A 24,019-nucleotide genomic window follows, 5' to 3' on the forward strand; every position below is an offset into this window, starting at 1 on the left:
TCGGCGGGCAGCTCGGGCTATCAGATTCCACCGGGCACCCTGCCCGGCGGCAGCTGACCTCGCCCACCCCGGACCTGCCGGCTCTCCTGCCGAGCTCGCCACACTCCCCGCCTGGCGTGGCGCTTCCACTACAGCCACGCCACCTGGTCAGCCCGCGTTCGGCCAGACGTTCCTGCTAGTCGGCTGCCGAGTTCGGGCCGGCCCCGAGCAGGTACTCGGCGAGGTGACGACCGGGGACGCCGGCGAGCTGGTCGGCCTGGGTTCGGCAGGAGAACCCGTCGGCGAGGAAGATCGACCCCTCCGGCGCGGTACGCAGGGCGGGGAGCAGCGCGTTTTCCGCGACGGCGACCGAGACATCGTAGTGCCCGCGCTGCATGCCGAAGTTGCCCGCGAGCCCGCAGCAACCGGCCAGTTCCCGCACGGTGACGCCCATCGCGGCGAGGATCTCGCGCTCGGCGGCGAACCCACCGACGGCGTGCTGATGACAGTGCGGCTGGACGATCACGGTGTCGTTCGGCCGCTGTGGTGGCTGCCAGTCAGGGTGTTCGAGGAGGAATTCGGCGAGCGTGCGGACGGCGGCCGCGATCTGTGCGGCCCGCGGATCGTCGGGAAGCAGTTCGGGCAGGTCGGCCCGCAAGGCGGCGGTGCACGACGGTTCCAGCCCGATGACCAGACCGCCCCCGGCCACATGTTCGGCCAGCGCGTCGACCGTGGCACGCAACCGCACCCGGGCACCGTCGAGCTGCCCGGTGCTGATCCAGGTCAACCCGCAGCAGACCCGCTCGGCCGGGATCGTGACCTGATAGCCGAGCTGCTCCAGTAGATGCGTCGCGGCCAGCCCATTCGCCGGATCGAAGGTGTCGGTGAACGTGTCGACCCACAGCATGACCCTCCCCGCCGAGGCACCGCCACCGCGATCGCGCCAGATTCGACGCAGCGGCTTCGGCGCCAACTCGGGCGCCGTTCGGCGGGGGTCGATTCCGGCCAGGCGCATGCCGGTTCGACGGAGGCGGGGGCGGGTGGCGAGCGAGTTGGCCAGGCGGGGAAAGCGTTGTGCGACAGCGAGCCACCTGGGGAGTTGGCCCAGGACGTAGTGGTCCACAGGGCGGAGGCGACCTCGGTACCGGCGATAGAGGGTTTCGGATTTGTAGGTGGCCATGTCGACGCCCGCGGGGCAGTCGGAGGCGCAGGCCCTGCAGGACAGGCACAGGTCGAGGGATTCGGTGACCGCTGGTGCGCGCCAGTCGAGTTCGCCGCGCACGACTTCCTGGAGGACTCTGGCGCGGCCGCGGGTGCTGTCCTTCTCGTCGGCGGTGGCCAGGTAGGAGGGGCACATGAAGCCGCCTGCAGCGCGAGTGTCCGCGCGACACTTGCCGATTCCTACACACCTGTGCACAGCTGTGGATAGATCGCCGGAGTCGTCACCGAGCGCGAACCCGAGGGTGGGGACCGGGCGGACTCCGGCCACTCGCAGGTCGGTGTCCACGGGAGGCGGGGCGACGAGGACACCGGGATTGAGCACGTCGTCGGGATCGAACAGTGACTTGAAACCGGCGAAGGCGGCGATGGCCGCCGGGGAGTACATCACCGCGAGCAGTTCGGATCTGGCCCGGCCGTCGCCGTGTTCCCCGGAGAGGGAACCACCGTGGCGGACAACCAGTTCAGCGGCATCGAAGAGGAAGGACCGGAACCGCTGGGGCGCGTCGGCGATCGGGAAGTCGAGGCGCACATGGATGCAGCCGTCGCCGATGTGTCCGTAGAGCAGGCCGCGGACATCGTATTCGGCGGTGAGCGCGGCGAATTCGCGCAGATACCGGCCCAGGTTCTCCGGCGGGACCGCGGCGTCCTCCCAACCGGGCCAGGCGGGCTTGCCGTCAGGAGTACGCCCCGCCAGCCCCGCTCCGTCGGCACGAATACGCCAGAGTGCCGCTGTGGCAGCGGGATCGGTGACGACGCGATGGTCGACCGCACCCGCCTCCCGCGCCAACCGCTCGGCCACCGCCAACGCCTCGGCCGCACTCTCCCCCGCCGTCTCGACGAACAACCATCCACGCCCTCGAGGCAACTCGGGCACGGTCCCACGATGCGCGCGCACCACATCGACCAGCCCCGCGTCGATCCCCTCCACCGCGATCGGCGCGCACCGCATCACGGCCGCGACATCGTCTGCCGCCGAGGCCATGTCGGGATAGCCGAGCACGGTCAGCACGGTCGCCGCGGGCATCGGCGTGAGCGCCACCTCTGCCTCGAGCAGTAGTCCACAGGTGCCCTCGGTACCGACGAAAGCCTTCGCCGCCGACGAACCCCGTTCCGGCAGCAGATGTTCCAGCCCGTATCCAGACGCCTGTCGCTCGAACCGTCCCAGCTCGGTGCGCAGCACGGCGAGATTGGCGGTGGTGAATCCCGCGAGCCCGGGCACCGCGTCCAGCCCGGCGCCGAGTACCCGCCGTGTCCCCGTTCCGTCGATGACGCGCAGTTCCCGCACGGTGTCGGAGGTGCGGCCCCAAGCCAGCGCGTGCGGACCACACGCGTTGTTGCCGATCATCCCGCCGAGCGTGCAGCGATCCTGGGTCGAGGGATCGGGCCCGAACCGCAGCCCGTCGGCGCGCAGCCGCCGCTGCAGATCCGACAGCACCACGCCCGGCTGAACGATCGCCGTGCGGGCCGCCGCGTCGACCGCGCGGATCGCGGTCATGTGCCTGCTGAAATCCAGCACGATCCCCGGGCCGATCGCGTTGCCCGCCACCGAGGTGCCCCCGCCCCGCGCGGTCACCGACAGACCGTTGTCGCGCGCGCAGCCGACCACCGCCGCGACATCGTCGGCACCCCGGGGGAAGACCACCACCGTGGGTCGCACGCGATAGTTGGAGGCATCCGACGAGTACTCGGCCCGCCTGCGCACCGAGGCGTCGACCTCACCGCGTATCCGGCCCCGCAGGGCCTCGGCCAGCAGCTCCGCACTCCGGTCGTCGTTCACCCGACCAGCCTATTCGCCTGCCCGGCGAGAGAGCATTTGCTCTAAACCTTTGTTGAGGTTTTAGTGTCGGGGCACAGGAGTTCACTGGCCTGGAGCGAAGAGGGAGTGTGACCGTGAGCATCGAGTCCGTGGCCTACAGCCAGATGTACCGGCGAATGAACGCGCCGGAGGAACAGCGACCCTTCCGCATGGTCACCGCGCGCCGGATCGCGCGGTTCGCCGAGCCACACCGGCGCCGGATCGGGGGCTTCCTCGCGCTCAGCGTGCTGGCCGCCGTCCTCGGTGTGGCCACGCCGGTGCTGGCCGGGCGCGTCGTCAACGACATCGTCGGCGGGTCGCCCCCGCGCACGGTGGTGCTGCTCGCGCTCGCCATCGCCGGGCTGGCGATCCTCGACGCCGGGCTCGGGCTGATCATCCGCTGGCTGTCCGCCCGGATCGGCGAGGGCCTGATCCTGGACCTGCGCACCGCCGTGTTCGATCACGTGCAGAAGATGCCGGTCGCGTTCTTCACCCGCACCAGGACCGGCGCGCTGGTGAGCCGGCTCAACAACGACGTGATCGGCGCGCAGCGCGCGTTCAGCGACACCCTCTCCGGCGTGATCACCAACCTGGTCACCCTGGTCCTCACCCTGGCCGTCATGCTCAGCATCTCCTGGCAGATCACCCTGCTGGCGCTGGTGCTGCTGCCGGTGTTCGTCATCCCGGCTCGGCACGCGGGCAATCGCCTCGCCGAGATGCAGCGCGAGGGCGCCCAGCTCAATGCCGACATGAGCACCCAGATGACCGAGCGATTCTCCGCGCCCGGCGCCACCCTGGTGAAGCTGTTCGGCAGGCCGCATCAGGAGTCCTCGGAGTTCGCGGTCCGCGCCACCCGGGTGCGCGACATCGGTGTCCGCACGGCCATGCTGCAGACCACCTTCGTCACCTCGCTCACTCTGGTCTCGGCGCTCGCGCTCGCGCTGGTCTACGGTCTCGGCGGCTGGTACGCCCTGCAGGGCAGACTGGACGCGGGCTCGGTGGTCGCGCTGTCGCTGCTGCTCACCCGCCTCTACACCCCACTCACCGCGCTGGCCAGCGCGCGGTTGGAGATCATGTCGGCACTGGTGAGCTTCGAGCGCGTCTTCGAGGTGCTCGATCTGCGGCCGCTGATCGAGGACGCGCCCGGCGCCACCCCGGTACCGGAGGGTCCGGTGTCCGTCGAGCTGGATGCGGTGAACTTCGGGTACCCGTCGGCCGACAAGGTCTCGCTCGCCTCCCTGGAAGATGTCGCGACTCTGGACAGCCGCGGCGGTGTCGAGGTACTGCACGAGGTGTCGCTGCGAGCCGAACCCGGCCAGCTGATCGCTCTGGTCGGCTCCTCGGGTGCGGGCAAATCGACGATCGCCCAGCTGGTTTCACGCCTCTATGATGTCGATTCGGGCGCAGTGCGGCTCAACGGCGCCGACGTACGCGAACTGACCAACGAGTCCATCCAGCGCACCGTCGGCCTCGTCACCCAGGACGGGCACCTGTTCCACGACACCATCCGCGCGAACCTGCTGCTCGCACGCCCGGAGGCGACCGAGGATCAGCTGTGGGACGCACTCGAACGGGCCCGCCTCGGCGATCTGGTCACCTCGCTCACCGGCGGCCTCGACACCGTGGTCGGCGAACGCGGCTACCGGCTCTCCGGCGGTGAACGTCAGCGCCTGACCATCGCCAGGCTGCTGCTCAAGCAGCCACGCGTGGTGATCCTCGACGAGGCCACCGCCTCACTGGACTCCACCTCCGAGGCCGCCGTCCAGGAGGCGCTCACCGAGGCGCTGACCGGCCGCACGGCCCTGGTGATCGCGCACCGGCTGTCCACCATCCGCGCCGCCGATCAGATCCTGGTACTCGAGCAGGGCCGTGTCGTCGAGCGCGGCACCCACGCCGCCCTGCTCGACGCCGACGGCCGCTACGCCGAGCTCTACCGCACCCAGTTCGCCGACGAGCCGGTGGTGGCCCCCGCCGCGGTCTGAACCACGCGCGCAGCGCCGACCCGGGACCAGTTCGTCCGGCCAGGCACTACCCGTGCGGTGGTGGTCCAGCTCGATTGGTCGGCGACGCAGCCGACTCGACCGAACGTCAACCATCATTGACCAAGTCGGGGGAACCGACTGCCGTCGTGTCGCGTCAACTCTTGATGTCCGACCGAAATATCGAGACGTTGGGGGGAATCGAAGAGAATGCGGAGATTCGCGTCGACCGCCGCCGCGGGGATCCTGGCCGCCGTGCCCATCGGTGTCCTGGCCGCCCCGGCTACGGCCACCACCATGAACTGTATGTACACAGGGCCTGTCGTCGGTCACCCTGGTATGCAGTACATCTGCTACGTCCATCACGACAACGGCCGGAGGGAGGTCTTCTATGCACCCGGACCCTCAGCCCGGCCCTGACGCTTGCTCGATCGTCCATGTGACCCAGGACCCGCAGTTCGTGACCCAGCCCGATGGGCGTGTCCGCGCCTACTATCCGGGTGAGGACTGGTACGTCACCGGCGCCGACCGCAACGGCGCGATCGCTGCCCTCATCGCCGAATCCGAACAGCGCATGCAGGACCCGGCGTACCTGGCCCAGCACTGGGAAATGACCCAACGCCACCGGGACGGCCGCGAGCACACCCCCGGGTTGAGCGTGCGCGAGATCGACCAGACCGAGTACGAGATCCGGACCGCCTTGCTCGGCGACCAGTTGCGCAGGGGCACCGACCCGAATCGCTGACTTCGACCGCGAAGTAGGTCAGAACTCGCCGGCCACCCCGATGACGGTGCGGCCCGAATGCGTGCCGTCCTTGATCGACTGCAGTACCGAGCCGACCTCGGTGATCGGCGTGAACGACTCGATCGTCGAGAGGTGCTGTGGGCGAGGGTCTTTGCCGAGCTGCGTCCACAGCTCCCGACGCTTCTCGATCGGCAGGAAGACCGAGTCGATACCGAGCAGGCTCACCCCGCGCAGGATGAACGGCAGCACGGTGGCGGGCAGTTCGGCGCCGCCGGTGAGGCCGCTGGCGGCGACGGCGCCGCCGTAGCCGATCGCGCTGAGGACGTGCGCCAGCGAAGCGCCGCCCACACTGTCGACCGCGGCGGCCCAGCTCGCCTTGTTCAGTGGACGCGGCTTGGCGTCGGGATCGAGCGGGAGCCTGCCGATCACCTCGTTCGCGCCGAGCTCGGCGAGCAGCTCACCCGCGTCGGTCTTGCCGGTGGAAGCGATGACCTCGAAGCCGAGGCCGGAGAGGATGTCGATGGCGACCGAGCCGACGCCGCCGGTCGCGCCGGTGACCAGGACCGCGCCGTCATCCGGGGTCAGACCGTGGTCGAGCAGGGCCCGCACGCTCAGCGCCGCGGTGAAACCGGCGGTACCGATGGTGGCGGCGTCGCGAGTGCTGAGCCCGTCGAGGCGAACCACCCACTCGGCGGGCACCTTCGAATACTCCGCGAACCCGCCGTTGCGGGAAACCCCGAGGTCGTAGCCGTGCGCGATCACCAGATCGCCCGGTGCGAAGTCGTCCACCTCCGACGCGATCACCTCACCGGTGAGGTCGATTCCGGGCACGATCGGATAGTTCCGCACCACGCCGCCACGCGGAGTGATCGCGAGCCCGTCCTTGTAGTTGGCACTCGAGTAGTGGACCTTGATCGTCACCTCGCCCGTGCCGAGGAAATCGTCGCCGACCTCCTCGCGAGCGAGCACAATTCCGCCATCGGTCTCACGAGCCACCATCGCAGAAAACACAACTCCGCCTCTCCGGGTGCAGGGCTGTCCCGCCGCGCCGGGAGTTCGGGCTCGTCTCCCGTGACAACGCTGCCGTCGGTGGGTAGCCGAGTCGAGTCAGCCCGCCCCCGGCGAGTTACCCATGTTCTCACCGAACATAGTCGATCGCGGGGTCCCTGCCGCTCCTTCGAGACCTGGACGATTGATCACCAGGCGGTGGTGTGCGCATCGGCCGGGAGGGTCCGCGATCAGGTGATCAATCGTCGAGTGGGAGGAGTTCGAGGCGGACGCCGAGGAGGCGGACGGGGCGGTCGAGGTCGAAGCGGGCGATGATGGCGAGGGCGGTGGCGACGATGGTGGGGATGTCGTCGGTGGGGTGGGGGAGTTTCTGCTGTTTGCTGCGGGTGTAGAAGGTCTTGGTGCGGACGGTGACCGCGACGCGGGTGCTGATGCGGTGGTGTTCGCGCATCTCCTCGGCGACCTCGGTGGCGATGCGGGCGAGTTCGCGGCGGATTTCGTCGGGGTCGGTCAGGTCGTGCGGGAAGGTCTCGGATTTGCTGCGGCCGACGGGGATTCGCGGGGTGGTGGTGAGTTCGGTATCGCCCTTGCCGTGGCCGAGAACCCACAGGTAGGGGCCGGTGCTCGGGCCGAACACGGTGGCCAGGTGCTCGCGGTCAGCGGCCATGAGGTCGGTGACGGTGGCGATGTCGAGGTCGGCGAGGCGCTTGGCGATTCTGGACCCGACGCCCCAGAGCGCGTCGGTGGGGCGGTGGCCCATGAGTTCGGTCCAGTTGGCGGCGGTGAGTTCGAAGATGCCCGCCGCGGCGCCGGGGTCGTGCTCGGGTTCGGCGGAGGTCTTGCCGGTCGATTTGGCGAAGCCGGTGGCGAGTTTGGCGGTGAGTTTGTTGTCGCCGACGCCGACCGCGCAGGTGAGGCCGAGTTCGACGACCGCACTGCGTATTTCGGCGGCCAGCCGCCACGGATCGTCGTCGGTGGCGACGAACGCCTCGTCCATCCCCCATACCTCGACCGGGCCCGCGACCCGGCCCAGGGTCGCCATGATCTCTTCGGAGGCGGCCGCATAGGCTGGCATGTCCAGCGGCAGGAACACCCCTTCCGGACACTTGCGCTGCGCCATCTTCAAGGCCATGCCCGCGCGCACGCCATAGGCCCTGGCGGGGTAGGACGCACAGGTCACGACCTTGCGGGGTTGCGCCGGATCACCCTCACCGCCGACGATCACCGGGAGCCCGCGCAGCTCGGGGCGGCGCCGGAATTCCACCGCCGCCTGGAACTGGTCGAGATCGACATGCAGGAGCCACTGGGGCACTGTTCCGTCTTACCGCACGCCACCCTCGATTGCCCGTAAGCCGGGCGTGGCAATATCCGTACCGCGCCAACCGATGTCACGACCGAGCTCGAAGAACGGAACACCCGATGCCGACCGAAGCCACCACCCTCGACCTCGACCTGGCCCGCCAGGTACTCGCCGCGCAACCCTTCGCCCGCCTGGTCGGCACCGAACTCACCGAATTCGGCGACGGCGCGGCGACCCTGATCATCGAGATCCAGCCCGAACACGGTCAGCAGTTCGGCTTCGTGCACGGCGGGGTGCTCGCCTATGCGGCCGACAACGCGCTCACCTTCGCCGCGGGCACCGTCCTCGGGCCCAACGTCCTGACCGGTGGGTTCACCATCACCTACCTGCGTCCCGCCCAGGGCGAACGCCTGCGCGTGCACGCTACGGTCCTCGGCGCCACCCGCCGTCAGGCGGTCACCCACTGTGACGTCTACGCCGAGACCGAGGGGGAAGAGCCCGTGCTCTGCGCGGTCGCCCAGGGCACGACGCGCCGCGTCGAGAAGGACCTCGAGCGCGCCGCCGACGACGCGGACGAGGACGCCGAATTCGATGACGACGCCGAATTCGATGACGACGCGGAGCTCGCCGACGACACCGAGCCCGCCGACGACACGGAGCCCGCCGACGACCAGGACATGTACGACACCGATCAGCTGGCCGTGGTCACCGAGGACCAGTTGGCGGTCGCCCCCGGGAAAGCCCCGGCCCTCCCGCCGGCGGTGAGCCGATAGGCGAGCCGTCCTCGACAGTGGCGAACTGGCCCTCGCACACTGGACGGCGGAACGGGCAGTGCGTTGCGCACGGCCCGTTCCGCGGTCCGGATCAGGCAGTGACGGCGAAGCGCTCGCCGTCGACGGCCGGTTCGGCGATCGGCTCGATCGCGTAGGCCAGGATGTCGGCGACGTCGGCGACGGGGCGGACGTCCAGCGCGGCCAGCACCTCGGCCGGGACCTCGTCGAGGTCCGGTTCGTTGCGGGCCGGGATGAAGACGGTCTTCAGTCCCGCGCGCTGGGCGGCGAGCAGCTTCTGCTTCACCCCGCCGATCGGCAGCACCCGGCCGTTGAGGGTCACCTCGCCGGTCATCCCCACATCGCCCCGCACCTGGCGGCCCAGTGCCAGCGACACCAGGGCGGTGACCATGGTGACGCCCGCGGACGGTCCGTCCTTGGGCACCGCGCCCGCCGGGAAGTGGATGTGGATGTTGCGGTCGAGGACCTTCGGCTCGATCCCGATCTCCGCCAGGTGCGAGCGCACGTAGGTGAGGGCGATCTGCGCCGACTCCTTCATCACCTCACCCAGCTGGCCGGTGAGGGTGAGCGAGCGCTCGCCCTCGGCGGCATTGGCCTCGATGTAGAGCACGTCGCCGCCCGCACCGGTGACCGCGAGGCCCGTCGCGACGCCGGGGACTGCGGTGCGTTCCACCGAGTCCGGGGTGAAGCGGGGGCGGCCGAGGTAGTCGGTGAGGTTGTCGATGTCGACAATCAGGGTCGTCGACGACGCCGCGGCGGCGGCGGCCGACTCGACACCGACCGGCACCGCCTCCGCGGTGGCGCGCGGTGTCGGAGCAGCTGAGTTCGGCGCCGTGGCGCGCGAGTCGAGGTCGACCACGTTGTCGTAGCCGAGCGACGGGTCGTAGCCCAGCGTCATGTCACCGGCTGTCACGTCACCGGTCTCGAGCGGCGAGCCACCGGAGGGAGTCGAGTCCGCACCGGCTACCGCACTGTCCGCTGCAGCCAGTCGAGTTGCCGCCTTGCGCAACGCCTTTGCGACCAAGCGCTCCATCTGGCGCACACCGGCCTCGCGGGTGTGGTTCGCCGCGATCTCGCGCAGTGCCGCGTCGGTGATCGAAACCTCCTCCGCCGTCAGCGCATTGCGTTCCAACTGCCGTGGCACCAGGAAGTCGCGGGCGATGGCGACCTTGTCGGCCTCGGTGTAGCCGTCGACGGTGATGAGCTCCATGCGGTCCAGCAGGGGGCCTGGGATGGTGTCCATGACGTTCGCGGTCGCGATGAACAGCACGTTCGACAGGTCGAGGTCCAGGTCCAGGTAGTGGTCGCGGAAGGTGTGGTTCTGCGCGGGGTCGAGGACCTCGAGCAGCGCCGCCGCCGGATCACCCCGGAAATCGGACCCGACCTTGTCGATCTCGTCCAGCAGGACAACGGGATTCATCGAGCCCGCCTCCTTCACCGCCCGCACGATCCGGCCGGGCAGTGCGCCGACGTAGGTGCGGCGGTGGCCACGGATCTCGGCTTCGTCGCGCACGCCGCCGAGGGCGACGCGAACGAACTTGCGGCCCAGCGCCTTTGCCACCGACTCGCCCAGCGACGTCTTACCGACACCGGGCGGACCGACCAGCACCAGCACCGCGCCGGAACCGCGTCCGCCGACGACCTCGAGTCCACGCGCGGCCCGGCGCGAGCGCACCGCCAGGTACTCGACCATGCGGTCCTTCACCTCGTCGAGGCCGTGATGATCGGCGTCGAGCACGGCACGCGCGGCCGAAACATCGGTGCTGTCTTCGGTTTTCACCGTCCACGGCAGGTCGAGCACGGTATCGAGCCAGGTGCGGATCCAGCCCGATTCCGGGCTCTGATCGCTGGCGCGCTCCAACCGGCCGACCTCGCGCAGCGCCTCGGCGCGCACATGCTCGGGCAGATCCGTGTTCTCGACGCGGGTGCGGTAGTCGTCGGCGCCGTCGGGTTCGTCCTCGCCGAGTTCCTTGCGGATGGCGTTGAGCTGCTGGCGCAGCAGGAACTCGCGCTGACTCTTCTCCATGCCGTCGCGCACGTCTTCGGAGATCTTGTCGGTGACCTCGACCTCGGCGATGTGCGCGGTGATCCATTCGATCTGCTTGGTCAGCCGCGCGGTGAGGTCGGGGGTCTCGAGCAGTTCGCGCTTCTGGTCGTTGGACAGGTACGGGGCGTAGCCCGCGGTGTCGGCGATGGCCTCCACGTCGTCGAGCTGGTTGACGATGTCGATGATCTGCCAGGCCTCGCGCCGCTGCAGCACGGCCACGACCAGCTTCTTGTACTCGGCCGCGAGTTCGGTGGCCCGATCATCGGGCTCGCCGATCTCGACCGGCTCGGCCTCCACCCACAGCGCCGCACCCGGCCCGGTCACCCCGTGCCCGATCCGCGCCCTGCGCTCGGCCTTCAACACTGCCGCGGGCGCGCCACCGCGCATCCGCCCGACCTGCTCGATGGTGGCCACGACGCCATAGGACGCGTACCCCTCATCCAGTCGCGGCGCCACCAACACGGCCCCGGTCTTGCCCGCCTGCGCGGCATCGATGGCAGCCTGCGCGGACTCGTCCAGTTCGATGGGCACGACCATGCCCGGCAGCACGATCGGATCGGTCAGGAACAGCACCGGCAGGTTCTGAGCTGTAGTCATATCGACCCTTCCAGAGTTGAGCTTTGTTCACTCAACCCGGGTGCCCACCGGTTTGTTCCGATCCTGTGCCGGAGTTCACCGAGGGCGAAACCTCCGCCAATCCGCTTGCCACATTCGCCTGCGAGCGCAGCCACGACCTCATCGGCCACACCGAGCGCAGGCTGGCCGGCACCCGATTCGACACCAGGGTGAGCGCACCTACCCGCGCGGGGCCCGTCAGTCCCCGACGGTGACGGATCGCTCGATCGACGGATCGCCCGCTACCGCTTCACCAACGAACTCGGCCTCCCCGGAAACGTTTCCGGGGAGGCCGAGTTCTCTTGGTCGACCTACAGGTTTCGCGGGGCGCGGAACTGTTCGGTCGGGGCGTCGGTGAGAGAGTCGCGGCGGGCGCTCAGGATGCCGAGGACGATGCCGGCGATCAGGAGCAGGGCGCCGATGACGCCGAGGGTGATGGGGAGGGTCTTGCCGAAGAGGGAGAGCTTGTCGAGGCTTTCCTGGGTGACGGCGAGCTGGGCGTCGATCGTCTCGTCGTCGAAGACGAGGTGCGACTTGAGGGCGGTGACGTCGATCTGGTTGGCGCTGCGGCCGTAGAACAGGTGGATCTGCTCGCCGCCCTTGAGGACCGCGCCGGTCTTCGGCTCGACCCACACGTCGCGGGTGTTGGTGTAGAAGCGGGTCATGGTGACCGGCTCCTCACCTTCCAGGCCCCACTTGGCGGCGGGCAGGGTGAGCTTGTTGGTCGCGGCGGGGACGACGTCCCACATGTTGGTGACCGGGATCGACTGCCGGAAGTGGTACACCGGGACGCCCTTGATCTCGGACTCCTCGACGAACTCGATGTCGTAGGTCGCGCGGGCGTTGAGATCGAAGTACGGGTAGGACTTCTTCTCGGTGCCGATCGGGAAACGGTACTGCAGACCGACGCGCTGTGACGGATCGGCCACCGAGGCGCCCGAGGCGTCGACGTTGACCGCGATGGAACCGTTGGGCGAGGCATCGATCGGCGCGCCGGTGACGCGGTTCAGGGTGACCCGGTCGACCGAGGCGGTGAGCAAACCGGAGTCGCCGTCGCGGTCGTCGCGACGCAGCGTCTGGCCGGCCTGGACGGTCATCTCGTCGGCATCGGAGGGCTCCTCGACGGTGAGGAAGCGCTGCGAGACGATCGGGACATTGGTGTCGATCTTGGCCGAGCCCTCGGGCGAGGTGAGCGAACGCGAGTCCAGCACAAGGCTTTCCTCGCCGGGCACGCTCTTGGCGATCGTGGTGATCCGCAGATCCAGCGGGGTCTTGGCGACCTTGTCCACGGTGTAGGTGGGAATCATGACGGCGGCGGCGAGCAGCAGCGCGCCGAGGCCGACGAGGATGCAGGCGATGATCCTGCGCGCGCCGCTCATCGGCTGCCGTACTGCACGTCGCCCAGCAGCGAGGAACCGGGATCAGCGGTGGTCTCCGGTGCCGGGATCGAATTCTGTTGCGCGCCCGCGGTGATGCCGAACACGGCAATCACCCCGAGAATCGCGCCTGCCAGCCCGCTGAGCAGGCCGGGGACGGCAAACTTCATAGATCGAACTCCAATGCGAGGCGTCGACTCAAGCGACGGTGAAGAACCCGAGGGTCGGGGCGAACGAGCAGGTACGGGCTTCGCCATCGGCGTCGGTCGTGGTGAGCGAACCGGAGATCACCGCGGCGACGCGGCCGGTACCGGTGTCGGCGATGGCGGACAGGGTGGCGGGGCCATCGGGATTGATCGCGGCCTCGGTGGTCAGCGGTTGCACTCCGGTGCGGCGATTGTCGAGGTTGAGCCACTGCACGGTGAGCGGCGGGTCCTGTTCGACGGTAGGCGCTTCGGTTCCCAGCGCGGTGAACACGAAACCGGTCTGACCGGACGCGGGGCCGGGCGGGGGCAGTTCGGCCGGGCCGGGCACGGCCAGCGCAGTGCCGATCGAATCGGAGGTCGGGCCGATGCAGCCCTTGCCGATGGTCGGGTAGAGGAACTGCGCGATGCGCGGGCCGTCGGCGGGCGGGAGGTCGGGACCGCCGCCGCCGCTGCCGTCGAGGAACGTGATGACCCGTTCCAGCGTCGATTTCACCTGCGCGGGGATGCCGGGCGTCGCCAGCAGCAGGCGCGCCTGGGCCAGGATCGCGGCCTGCCCGCTGTCGGCGATGGGGGCGGGCGCCGAGATTGCGCCTACGATCGTCGGTGCCAGCGCTGCCAGCGTCTCGGAGGGCACGTTCTCCGCGATCGCGGGAACGCCTGGCTGCGCCGAGGCAGGCTGTGGCGCAGCCATGGTCGGCGTCGGGGCGACGAGTGAAGCACTCGCCGCTAGTACGAGAGCAGACAAAACGGTCCGCGATCCTCGGGTGCGCAGCACTGGTCAGCCGTCCTTCTTTTCATGGGATGAATGAGGCACACCGGAAATGTCAGTGTGATCCCGGGTTTCAGATACTTTGGAGAGGTGACTACAGCGGACAGACGGTATGGGGGTCGTACAGTCGTCGCGCGTAAGGCCGAGCGGCGCCAGCGGTTCCTGGAAGCAGCTACGCGAATCTTCGCCGAACGTGGCTACGCGACGTGTTCGCTCGCCGAGGTGTGTGCGGCGGCGGGCCTGTCCAAGCGGCAGTTCTACGAGGAGTTCGAGACCCGCGAAGACGTCCTCACCGCGGCCTACGACCGGATCCAGGACGACGCCGCGGCCGCGGTCGGCGCCGCGCTGGTCGCACTGGATGCGCCGACCGATCCCGAGACGGCACTGCGCACCGGTCTGGCCGCGTACCTGGAATCGCTGGGTTCGGATCCGTACCGCGCCAAGGTCGCCCTCATCGAGGTGGTCGGCGTGAGCGACCGAATGGAGGATCGTCGACGCGCGCGGCGCCACGCCTGGTCGGCGTTGATCGAAACCGCGCTGGCCGGAATCGGCGTGCGGCTGCGCGGTGACGCGCAGCTGACCACCGCGTTGATCACGGGGGCGGTCAACGGTGTGGCGCACGAGTGGCTGCTGCGCGAGACCCGACCACCGGTCGAGGACCTGGTGGATCTGCTGACCGGCGCCGCGTTGTCGCTGATCGATATCGAATGAGTTCTGCGCAGCCGACGACACGGTGGCAAATTCGCGCACATGCCGCCTACTCAACCAACTCCCTCTCCGGACATTGTGAGACCGATCGGCTCCACAGTGTGGGGGGAGAGTTTGACATAGTAGTGACCCAGATCGCAATGGCTCGATTTCTGAGACCGGCATCACCAGCGGTGATAGGCGATTGCTTGGTTACCCACGAGTTGCCTTCGCCACGATAACGCGCCGGACCAGCACTGGACCATCGACCAGTAAGTTGATCTTGGTCCTTTCGGTCAGCTAATATTTGGCTACCAGAAGTTCGGGTCGGTCAGGACTTGCGCAGCACGCCCGTGATGGATCCGAGGAGACCCGGCGTGCTGTAGCGGAGGGTGCCGTCACGCTCGAGGGTGACCGTCGAGGTGGCGCCGTCGTCGACGCAACTGCTGCCGGTGGTGGTGAGCCTGGCCCGGAATTCGAGGCGCCGCTCGCTCGCCGCGGTCAGCGTCTCGGCCCGATCGCAGCGCTCGCCGGCGACCGCGCCGGTGTTCGCCGAACTGGCCAGCTCCTCACCGACGCTGCCCGCGCCGATGCTCAGCTCGATGGTGAAGCGAACCGGGCCGTCGGCGGCCTGCCCGGACCAGTCGCCGAGGAACGCGTCCGGGACGGTGTCGGCGGAGTTCTCGGTCTCGGTCGGCACCACCACCGAGCTCGCGACGGTGTCACCATCGGGTTGGTCGCGCATTTGGGTGCCGATCAGGAAGGCGCCCCCCGCCGCGGCCGCGAGGACGGCCACGATGGCGACCGTCAGCAGCACGCGGGTTCGGCGGGTCCGGTCGCGTCGCGGACCGGGTCCCGAACCGCCGGTGGGTGCGGGGGAGGACTGCCATGGCCCCTGGCCACCGACCTGTCGTCGCACGGTCGCGTCCACGAGGGGGTTCTGGCCCGTCGCAGTGGGATGGTTCGGGGCCGAGGACTCCGGATGCGCGGCGGAGACACCCGGCCGACTCGGCGACGGGTAGTCCCGGTGCGCCGCGGCGGACCAGCCCGGCGATGACGCATCCCGCCGCCAACCGGGCTCGGTGACCGGTGGCCAGCTCGGCGCCGAAGTCTCCGGTGACGTGCTAGGGATCAGGCCGCCGCTACCCGAAGGCAGGCGCGGGGCCGAGGTGTCAGTCGGGGCGGCAGCGGCCGCGCCGCCGGTGACCGGGCGATTCGGGTCCGCGGTGATGGTGGTGTCGAGCTCGGGCGGACCCGAATCGAGGTCGAGGAGTCGGATCGCACGGACGCTGACCTCCTCGAGAACCGCGGGCGGCAGCCAACCGGAGCGTTCGGGCTTGCCGAGGGTGGCGAGTTCGGTGCGGAGCTGCTGGGGAGTGGGACGGGCGGCGGGGTCCTTGGCGAGACACGCGGTAACGACAGGGCGCAGGGACGACGGCAGCGAATCGACGCGGGGTTGCTCGTAGACGATCCGCCACAGCATCTGGACGAGCTCGGCGCTGCCGAACGGGCCGTGCCCCGAGGCGGCGAAGATGAGCACCCCGCCGAGGGCGAACACATCGCAGGCGGGACCGAGCGGTTCGCCACTCACCTGTTCCGGGCACATGAAACCCGGTGAGCCGATGACCCTTCCGGTGGTGGTGAGCGCGGAATCCTCCACGGCGCGGGCGATGCCGAAGTCGATCACCTTGGGTCCGTCGATCGCCAGCATCACGTTCGACGGTTTGAGATCGCGATGCACGATGCCGGCCGCGTGCACCGCCACCAGTGCTTCGACCAACCCTCGCGCCAGCGCGAGCAGGGTCGGTTCGGCGAAGGGGCCGAACCGGGTGACAGCATCCGAAAGCGACAGTCCGGCCACGTATCCGGTGGCCAGCCAGGGAGGATCCGCATCCACGTCGGCGTCGAGCACGGGCGCGGTGAACGCGCTGCCGACTCGTTGTGCGGCGGCCACCTCCCGGCGGAACCGCGTGCGGAACTCCGGGTCGCCCACCAGATCCGGCCGGATGACCTTCACCGCGACGGTGCGCCCGCCCGAGTTGCGGCCCAGATACACCTTGCCCATGCCACCGGCGCCGAGCACACCGAGCAGGCGGTAGTCGCCGATCCGACGGGGATCGTTCGAGCCGAGCTGTTCCACCGCCGAACCCTCCGGATAAGAGCAATGCCTCCCGGCCACTGTAACCGCAGGAGGCGCCCTGGCACCGGCCCCGATCGGCGGCTCGTGACCGGTGCGCGAGGCCGTCCTACAAGTCCGCCAGGGCGATGCCGGTCAGTGGACTACCGAGGCGGACCAGTTCGGTGTCGGTTCCGGTGCCGAGGTCGACCAGGCGGATGGATCCGCCCAGTTCGCTGACGTAGAAGTGCCGGTCGTAGCCGGTGACGCCGATCGCCTCGCGGTAGCCGCGCGAAATGATCCGTGGGGCGCCGACTTCCGGCTGCACGGTCGCCTCGTAGAGGGCATTGCCCTCGGGGCGAGCGCCGCGGTCGGTCCAGATCAGGTGGCCCGCGCCGCGGAGCTCGAGGTCGATCGGTTCGGGCAGGCCCTGCCAGAGCAGTTCGACGTCGGGGCGGTCGTCGGGGGTCGCGCCGGGGGGCAGATCGATGGGGGCGCGGAAGATGCGGCCGTCACCGCCCTTGGCGGCGCCCTTCTGGGTCCAGTAGACGAGGCGGCGGTCCAGATCGAGGCAGATGCCGACACACCAGTTGCGGGTGATCCGCGCGTCGGTCTCGCCCATGCCGGTGACCACCAGCGGCCGCAGGTCACCGCCGTCGAGGTCGCAGGTGAGCACGGCCATACCCTCGCGGTCACACCAGTACAGCCTGCCCGCCTCGAAATCGGCGGTGAGCTGCTTGCCGGTGGTGAACGCGCCGACCGGCACGATGGTGACGCGGTTTCCACCGTCGAGATCGACTCGTTCGAGCGAACCGTTGCGGGTGAAGAACTCCGGTTCGGTCCCCGGCTGCGCGCCGGGGTCGGGTCTGCCCATGTTGGTCCAGTAGATGTGGCCGCGCAGCTGGTCGACGACGATGCCATCGGGCATCTGGTCCAGGCCGTCGACCAGGGTGCGCACCGCGCTGCCGTCGAGCGAGATGGCGTGCATGGCGGCGGCTTTCAGATCGAGTGCGAGCAACTCGGTCATGGCCGGGGCCCTACTTCGGCTTCGGGTAGTCGTCGTAGAAGCCCTCGCCGGTCTTCACGCCGAGCTTGCCCGCGTCGACATACCTGTGCAGCAGTGCGCGCGGTCCGTCGGGCAGATTCGGGTTCTCCTTCGCGTAGTGATCCTCGATGTCGAGCACCACGTCCAGGCCGACCTGATCCATCATCCGGAACGGACCGGCCTTGGTGCCGAAGTTCAGCGCGAACATCTCGTCGACGTCCTCGGGGATGGAGACGCCCTCGTAGACCACCTCGAGCGCTTCGCGTTTGATGGCCGCCCAGATCCGGTTGAAGATGAAGCCGGTGCTCTCCTCACGGCACAGGAACGGGTGCAGGCCGTACTCCGGGAGGGTCTCGAGCACGAAGTCGAGCACGTCCTGGCGGGTCTCGCCGTCGGACATCACATCGAGCACCGTCGACTGCGGCGGCATGTAGAAGTGAGTGTTGAGCATCCGATCGCGGGTCCGCAGTCCCTCGGTGAACAGCCGGCTGGCATAAGACGAGGAGTTGGAGCTGACGATCGCGTCGGCATCGGCCTGGGTGTCGAGCTGGGCGAAGATCTGCTTCTTCAGATCCAGGATCTCCGGCACCGCCTCGACCACCAGCCACGCGCCGGCGACCGCGGTGGCCTGGTCGGACTCGTACTCGACGGCGCCCGGCGAGCCGTCGGTGACCTGCGCGGCCACTGCGGGCAGCTGCTCGCGAACGAAGGCCACCGCCGCGGCGCCCGTTTCGGCGTGTGGGTCGGTGATGCGCACCGTGCCGCCTCTGGTCGCGAACATCAGCGCGATCCGTCTGCCGAGGGTACCCGCTCCGATGACGGTGACCGGTCGCTGGCGATGATTCTGCGGAACACTGCTCACGACGACTCCCTCTGCACAGGTGACGGGGAAGAACTCGATAACCGCAGCCTAGCGCCGATGAGTGGACCGCTCGGCTGTCACAGCGCTCACGTTATGGCCCTTCTGCCCTCGGCACCCGTCGCGACCGGTAAGAATGTGGTTGCCTATATCCTCACGTTTCATGTATCTCGCGCGTCAGCACTAGGGGGCTCCTCGATGACCACACTGGCCTCCGGACTCTTCATCAACTGGGAAGAGCTGACGGGGCAGTCGAAGTTCGTGGTCGATCTGGTGAGTTTTCCGATCTTCAGCGCGCTGGCGGGCTGGCTGACCAACTGGACCGGCGTGCTGATGCTGTTCTGGCCGCTGATGTTCAAGGGCTTCCGGGTCCCGATGCTGCACGTGCTGTACCCGTATCTGCCGCGCCGGGTCCAGGTGCTGCCGACCTTCTCCGGTGACGGGCGCCAGCTCGGGTTCCAGGGCTTCATCCCCGCGCGCTCGGAGAAGATGGCCAGCATCTGTGTGGACAAGGCACTGATGCGGATCGGCAGCCCCCGCGACTTCATCCACGAGCTCGACCTCGACGGAATCGGCGACTACCTGGCCGAACGGTCGCGCGAGCAGGTGCAACCGATCGTCGACGACATCATGTACCGGGAGAATCCCGACCTGTGGCGCTCGCTGCCCCGACAGGTGAAGCAGGCCGTGTACCAGCGGGTCGACCGACAGCTGCCCGCGCTGTGCCGGCGCGCGTTCGAAAGCCTGGGCGACAACATCGACCAGATCCTCGACGTGAAGAACTTCGTGATCCGGTACCTGGACCGCAACCCGTCCATTCTCAAGGACCTGACCACCACGATCGCCGCGCCGGAGCTGAAGTTCATGGCGCGGATCGGTCTGCTCGGCGCGCCGTTCGGCCTGATCCTCGCGCTGTATCTGCACGTGCACTCGCAGATTCCCTACTGGGGGGCGATTCCGGCGTGGGTGATCGTGCTGTTCGCCTCGGCGATGATCGGGGTGACGGTGAATGTCATCGCGATCAAGATGGTGTTCGAGCCGGGTGATCCGCAGCCGCGTTACAAGTACCTGTGGCGCCAGGCGCTGCTGGCCAAGCGCCAGCCCCAGGCGGCGACCGATCTCGCGCATATCCTGGCCTACCAGGTGCTGACCGTGGAGAATCTGTCCAACGAGCTGCTGGAAGGCCCCAACGGCGACAAGACCAAGCAGCTGATCGAGCGGGTCGTCTCCGAGGAGATCCACAAGCAGCTCGGGCCGACGGCGTTCATGGTGCGCGCGGCGATGGGCAAGAAGCAGTTCGAGAACCTGGCCATCTCGGGCGCGGGGGCCGGCCTGAGCTTGGCGCCCGGCATGGTCGAGGACGAGCAGTTCGTGCTGGAGCAGGCCAAGAAGATCGACGAGTTCGCCGCGCGCAAGCTGCGCACGCTGACCCCCGGTGAGTTCATGGAGATGTTCTACGCCTCGGTGGAACAGGACGCCTGGCTGCTGTACCTGCACGGCGCTGTGCTCGGTATCGGCGTCGGCGCGCTCCACCTGCTGATCTTCGGCTGGTAGGTACGCCGCTAATAACAAGCACGCGTGCTTGCATTTTTCCGATGCCGCTGCGATGGTTGACGCATGGCCGACCTCGCTGCCCTGCTCGACGATTTCGCCGCGGAATGCGCGGATCTGGAAACCCTGGTAGCGCCGCTGACCCCGGCGCAGTGGCAGACACCCACCCCGGCCCCACGCTGGGACATCGCCACCCAGATCGCCCACCTGACCTGGACCGATGAAGTGTCGCTGCTGGCCGTCACCGATGGCGAGACCTTCGCCGAACTGCTGGCCGAGGCCGTGCCGAAGATGCTCACCTTCGTCGACGAAGGCGCCGAGGAGATCGCGCGCATCGCCCCCGCCGAGCTGCTCGAGCGCTGGCGCACCGGCCGCGCGAACCTGATCGCCGCGCTGGGCGCGGTGCCGCCCGGCACCAAGCTGCCCTGGTTCGGCCCGCCCATGAGCCCCGCGTCGATGGTGTCGGCCCGCATCATGGAGACCTGGGCGCATGGTCAAGACGTCGCCGACGCCCTCGGCGCCACCCGAACGCCGACCGCCCGCCTGCGCACCGTCGCCCACATCAGTGTCCGCGCACGCAACTACGCCTACCTGGTCAACGGCGAATCCGGCCCCGCCGACGAATTCCGGGTGGAACTCAGCGCCCCCGACGGCACCCTGTGGACCTGGGGCCCCGAAGACGCCCCCCAGCGCATCACCGGCCCCGCCCTCGACTTCTGCCAGGTGGCCACCCAGCGTCGCCACCGCGCCGACACCGCCCTGGCCACCGAAGGCCCCGACGCCGACCACTGGCTCACCATCGCCCAAGCCTTCGCCGGCCCACCCGGCCCAGGCAGACAAGCAGGCCAGTTCACCTGACCAGCCCCACCGCACTCCCGGCCACACGGCACCCGTCAAGTCCGCCACCTACCGCACCACCAGCCACATCACCAACACTGAAGTCCGCCACCTACCGCACCACCAGCCACATCACCAACACTGAAGTCCGCCACCTGCCGCGCTACCAGCCACATCACCAACACTGAAGTCCGCCATGACCGCACTCCCAGCCCCGCACCCGCGACCCCGAGGAGCGGCGGCCGCGAAGCGGCCGGTCGCGGCCGGGTCGCCGGTCAGGCGCCGTGGCGTAGGCGACGAAGGAGCAAGCCACGGCGCCTGACCGGCGGCCCCTCGGGGCCGCGACTCGAGCGCGCCAGCGCTCCAACAAACACAGCTCCCAGGAAGTAGAACAGGCGAGCGCCCCACGAGCGCCATCCAGGCCGACTGCCCCGGACAACGTTGGCCGGGGTGACCCTCCGTGGCAGTCGAGAACGGCGCCCGCCTGCTCCCTAGGAGTACCCACCGCCGAGCGTGAGAAACAGCCATCCGGCGGCTCGCCACGATGACGAGCATTGATACGTCGACGTTTCAGATGTGTCCCTGATCTCAGGGACCGAGTTGCCGTGCGGTGCCCCTTACCCAGTACCGTGGGTATCGACGCGTGGCTTTCAACGATGCGGGCCCGTTCCCTGGGATATCCACAGGCACAGGAAGGACCGCATCGTGACCGCAGATCGACGTGCACAGATCGCGCGCCTGTCCGTGACAGTCGTCGCCGGGGCCGCCAGTTTGTGCCTCACCTTCGCCGCGGGCGCCTACATCGTCAACAACGCCGACCTCATCGACGACACGCCCGCCCTCGCCGCGCCCACCGAGGATCGCGCCACTCCCTTCACCGTGCCACGACCTGGTCAGCTGCCCCCGCCCGAGCGGTCCAAGCCGGTGTTCACCGCCGAGACCGTCGAGCTGATGTCCAGCGAGCGGGCACTTCCCGCGGCGACCAGGACCGCAGTGACCGCGAACCAGGGCGGAATCGGCGTGACGCCGGACGACTCGGCGCTGGGCGGCCGCGTGCGGATCGGCAGCACCTACGTGGCCGCTCAGGTGGCCCCGGCGCGCACCGACACCCTCGCCTTCACCGTCGACACGAATCTGGTGACGCTGGCCGCGCGCTACCTCGGCAGCACCGCCGACCCGGCGGGCGTCACCGCGCTGCGCACCGAACTCGACACTCGCCGGGGTGAAGTGGTGTTCGTCCTGTCGGATCCCGGGCTCGGCAGCCATACGCTGCGGGTCGAGCGGGTCCAGCAGCCCGCGACCGCCGAGCCGGCCGAATCCGCGACCGCCGAGCCGATCGAATCCGCGGCGGCGGAGCCGACGGAGCCGGAGCAGACTACCGTCAGCGTGTGAGTTCTACCGGTACAGCGCGCGGGGCGTACGAGTTCTGCGTCCTCGGCGGCGGCATCGTCGGGGTGGCCACCGCGCATCGCCTGCTGCGCCGATTCCCGGGTGCGAGCGTGGTGCTGGTGGAGAAGGAAGCCACGCTCGGCGCGCATCAAACCGGGCACAACAGCGGCGTCATCCACTCCGGAATCTATTACCCACCTGACAGTTTGAAGGCGCGACTGTGCCGGGCGGGCGCGCAGTGGACCAAAGAATTCGCCGCGGCCAACGACATTCCGTTCCAGGTGTGCGGGAAACTGCTGGTGGCCACCGATTCCGCCGAGCACGCGCGGATGCTGGCACTGTATGAGCGCTCGATCGCCAACGGTGTCGAGGTCGAGGCGATCGACGCCACCGAGTTGATCCGGCGCGAACCGAGGATCACCGGCGTCGGAGCGCTGTTCGTGCCGGCCACCGGCATCATCGACTACGCCAGGGTCACCGCGGCGCTGGCCGCGCAGGTCGAGGCGATGGGCGGGCGGGTGCTGTGCGACACCACGATCGAGTCGATCACCGAAACCACCTCCGCTGTCACGCTTTCCGGGCCGAACGGCTCGATCACCGCAGGCACCCTGGTGGTCTGCGCGGGCCTGCAAGCCGACCGGATGGCGCGAATGGCCGGCATTCGCACCGACTTCCGGATCGTCCCGTTCCGCGGCGAGTACTACCGGCTGCCTGCCGAGCGGGCCGAACTGGTGCGCACGCTGATCTATCCGGTGCCCGATCCGGCGCTGCCGTTCCTGGGCGTGCACCTGAGTCCGACCATCGATGGCGAGTTGACGGTCGGACCCAACGCCGTGCTCGGCCTGTCCAGGGAGGGTTACCGCAAGGGCAGCGTGAACCGGCGCGACGCGCTGGACGTGCTGAGCTTTCCCGGCCTGCACCGGGTGGCCCGCGACCATCTCAGGACCGGCGCGCGCGAGTTGCGCAATTCGGTGTTCAAGCGCGGCTACCTCGCCGAATGTCGCAGGTACTGCCCGGAACTCACCACCGCCGATCTGTTGCCGCATCGTGCGGGGATCAGGGCGCAGGCGGTGCTGCGCGACGGCACGCTGGTGCACGATTTCCTCATCGAACGCACGCCGCGCTCGATCCACGTCCTCAACGCGCCGTCCCCGGCGGCCACCTCGGCGATGCCGATCGCCGAATACCTGGTCGATCAGCTGGAATCGGGTTAGCTCACATCGCGCCGGCGCTGCGGCAGGGGTGTGGGCGCCGCGCCGATGGGATCGGCGCTCGCCTCCCGCACGCCGCTGGCGCGCAGCCGGTGCAGGTAGTCGGCCAGGGCGGCGGTATCGCAGTGCACGCGCTGCGATACCGTTCTCGTCCAGCGTAATTGGATGATGTGCACGCCGGTGTTGCGGTAGGCGCCGACGCGGTCGGCCTCGCCCGTCTGCACCCATTCCACGGCCACCTTCATCCGCCATGGCGGGCCCGCGACCATCACATCGGTGACGTCGAAGGCCAGGTCGGGCAGCAGACGCGCCCAGCGCGCGTACCAGGTTTCGATATCGGGCAGGTTGTCGCGGGTGCCGCCCAGGGCGTGGTCGCCCGCGAACCAGTGCACCGGCTGGGTGCCGAACCGTTCGACCACCGCCTGGTAGTTTCCGGCGCTGACTTCGTCGAAGGTCTTGGTGATCCGACGTTTCACCATTCTGCGATACATGC

Annotated in this window: 18 protein-coding genes and 1 pseudogene; 8 read left to right on the top strand and 11 right to left on the bottom strand. The window is 69.0% G+C overall.

The window, feature by feature from the left end; all coding sequences use genetic code 11:
* Positions 1–175 precede the first annotated feature (175 nt).
* Positions 176–2,977 (bottom strand): FAD-binding and (Fe-S)-binding domain-containing protein, encoded by a 2,802-nt coding sequence (locus tag BOX37_RS32690; RefSeq protein ID WP_071930975.1) that lies wholly within the window; start codon positions 2,975–2,977, stop codon positions 176–178.
* Positions 2,978–3,090: 113 nt separating this feature from the next.
* On the opposite strand from BOX37_RS32690, the gene BOX37_RS32695 reads away from it, so the two are divergent.
* Positions 3,091–4,977 carry an ABC transporter ATP-binding protein gene (locus BOX37_RS32695; protein WP_071932084.1) on the top strand — a complete coding sequence of 629 codons (1,887 nt, stop codon included), beginning with the start codon at positions 3,091–3,093 and terminating at the stop codon, positions 4,975–4,977.
* A 388-nt stretch (positions 4,978–5,365) separates the two neighbouring features.
* The gene (locus tag BOX37_RS32705) at positions 5,366–5,719 is read left to right on the top strand and encodes a hypothetical protein (protein WP_156910675.1); all 354 of its coding nucleotides are present in this window, start codon (positions 5,366–5,368) and stop codon (positions 5,717–5,719) included.
* Positions 5,720–5,737: 18 nt separating this feature from the next.
* On the opposite strand, the gene BOX37_RS32710 is transcribed toward BOX37_RS32705, so the two are convergent.
* Positions 5,738–6,718 carry an acrylyl-CoA reductase family protein gene (locus BOX37_RS32710; RefSeq protein ID WP_071930978.1) on the bottom strand — a complete coding sequence of 327 codons (981 nt, stop codon included), beginning with the start codon at positions 6,716–6,718 and terminating at the stop codon, positions 5,738–5,740.
* 247 nt (positions 6,719–6,965) lie between these two features.
* Positions 6,966–8,039, bottom strand: a complete 1,074-nt coding sequence (locus BOX37_RS32715) for a DNA polymerase IV (protein WP_071930979.1) — start codon at positions 8,037–8,039, stop codon at positions 6,966–6,968.
* Between the two features lie 107 nt (positions 8,040–8,146).
* Between BOX37_RS32715 and BOX37_RS35695 the strand changes: the two are divergent.
* Positions 8,147–8,554, top strand: a pseudogene (locus BOX37_RS35695) (PaaI family thioesterase); the annotation flags it as partial.
* Between the two features lie 337 nt (positions 8,555–8,891).
* Here BOX37_RS35695 and lon read toward each other — a convergent pair.
* From lon to BOX37_RS32740, 4 genes are all read right to left on the bottom strand, one after another.
* The gene (lon, locus tag BOX37_RS32725) at positions 8,892–11,462 is read right to left on the bottom strand and encodes an endopeptidase La (protein ID WP_071930981.1); all 2,571 of its coding nucleotides are present in this window, start codon (positions 11,460–11,462) and stop codon (positions 8,892–8,894) included.
* Positions 11,463–11,791: 329 nt separating this feature from the next.
* Complete coding sequence (gene pgfA, locus BOX37_RS32730; protein ID WP_071930982.1) at positions 11,792–12,859, bottom strand: cell envelope lipid trafficking protein PgfA; 1,068 nt, start codon at positions 12,857–12,859, stop codon at positions 11,792–11,794.
* Positions 12,856–13,026, bottom strand: coding sequence for a DUF2613 domain-containing protein (locus BOX37_RS32735; protein ID WP_071930983.1), 171 nt, complete (start codon positions 13,024–13,026; stop codon positions 12,856–12,858). The genes pgfA and BOX37_RS32735 overlap by 4 nt, the downstream gene beginning before the upstream one ends.
* Before the next feature lie 28 nt (positions 13,027–13,054).
* A complete protein-coding gene (locus tag BOX37_RS32740) occupies positions 13,055–13,837 on the bottom strand; it encodes an Rv1157c family protein (protein ID WP_071930984.1) in 783 nt (260 codons plus the stop codon).
* 84 nt (positions 13,838–13,921) lie between these two features.
* Here BOX37_RS32740 and BOX37_RS32745 point away from each other — a divergent pair, with 84 nt between their 5' ends.
* On the top strand, positions 13,922–14,542 hold the full coding sequence (locus BOX37_RS32745; RefSeq protein WP_071930985.1) for a TetR/AcrR family transcriptional regulator: 621 nt from the start codon (positions 13,922–13,924) through the stop codon (positions 14,540–14,542).
* Positions 14,543–14,849: 307 nt separating this feature from the next.
* Here BOX37_RS32745 and BOX37_RS32750 read toward each other — a convergent pair whose 3' ends face one another.
* From BOX37_RS32750 to BOX37_RS32760, 3 genes are all read right to left on the bottom strand, one after another.
* Positions 14,850–16,658, bottom strand: coding sequence for a serine/threonine-protein kinase (locus tag BOX37_RS32750; protein WP_071930986.1), 1,809 nt, complete (start codon positions 16,656–16,658; stop codon positions 14,850–14,852).
* Between the two features lie 106 nt (positions 16,659–16,764).
* Positions 16,765–17,661 (bottom strand): hypothetical protein, encoded by an 897-nt coding sequence (locus tag BOX37_RS32755; RefSeq protein ID WP_071930987.1) that lies wholly within the window; start codon positions 17,659–17,661, stop codon positions 16,765–16,767.
* Between the two features lie 10 nt (positions 17,662–17,671).
* Positions 17,672–18,541 carry a 3-hydroxyacyl-CoA dehydrogenase family protein gene (locus BOX37_RS32760; protein WP_071930988.1) on the bottom strand — a complete coding sequence of 290 codons (870 nt, stop codon included), beginning with the start codon at positions 18,539–18,541 and terminating at the stop codon, positions 17,672–17,674.
* 195 nt (positions 18,542–18,736) lie between these two features.
* On the opposite strand from BOX37_RS32760, the gene BOX37_RS32765 reads away from it, so the two are divergent.
* The 4 genes from BOX37_RS32765 (at position 18,737) to lhgO (ending at position 23,529) form a co-directional block, all read left to right on the top strand.
* Positions 18,737–20,092, top strand: a complete 1,356-nt coding sequence (locus BOX37_RS32765) for a DUF445 domain-containing protein (protein WP_071930989.1) — start codon at positions 18,737–18,739, stop codon at positions 20,090–20,092.
* Between the two features lie 63 nt (positions 20,093–20,155).
* On the top strand, positions 20,156–20,947 hold the full coding sequence (locus tag BOX37_RS32770) for a TIGR03084 family metal-binding protein (protein ID WP_071930990.1): 792 nt from the start codon (positions 20,156–20,158) through the stop codon (positions 20,945–20,947).
* A gap of 684 nt (positions 20,948–21,631) precedes the next feature.
* The gene (locus tag BOX37_RS32775) at positions 21,632–22,318 is read left to right on the top strand and encodes a hypothetical protein (protein WP_156910676.1); all 687 of its coding nucleotides are present in this window, start codon (positions 21,632–21,634) and stop codon (positions 22,316–22,318) included.
* The gene (gene lhgO / locus BOX37_RS32780) at positions 22,315–23,529 is read left to right on the top strand and encodes an L-2-hydroxyglutarate oxidase (protein WP_071930992.1); all 1,215 of its coding nucleotides are present in this window, start codon (positions 22,315–22,317) and stop codon (positions 23,527–23,529) included. Before BOX37_RS32775 ends, lhgO begins: the two co-directional genes overlap by 4 nt.
* Here lhgO and BOX37_RS32785 read toward each other — a convergent pair.
* Positions 23,526–24,017 carry a nuclear transport factor 2 family protein gene (locus BOX37_RS32785; RefSeq protein WP_071930993.1) on the bottom strand — a complete coding sequence of 164 codons (492 nt, stop codon included), beginning with the start codon at positions 24,015–24,017 and terminating at the stop codon, positions 23,526–23,528. The genes lhgO and BOX37_RS32785 overlap by 4 nt on opposite strands.
* Between the last annotated feature and the right edge of the window lie 2 nt (positions 24,018–24,019).

The organism is Nocardia mangyaensis, from assembly GCF_001886715.1.
Taxonomy (GTDB): domain Bacteria; phylum Actinomycetota; class Actinomycetes; order Mycobacteriales; family Mycobacteriaceae; genus Nocardia; species Nocardia mangyaensis.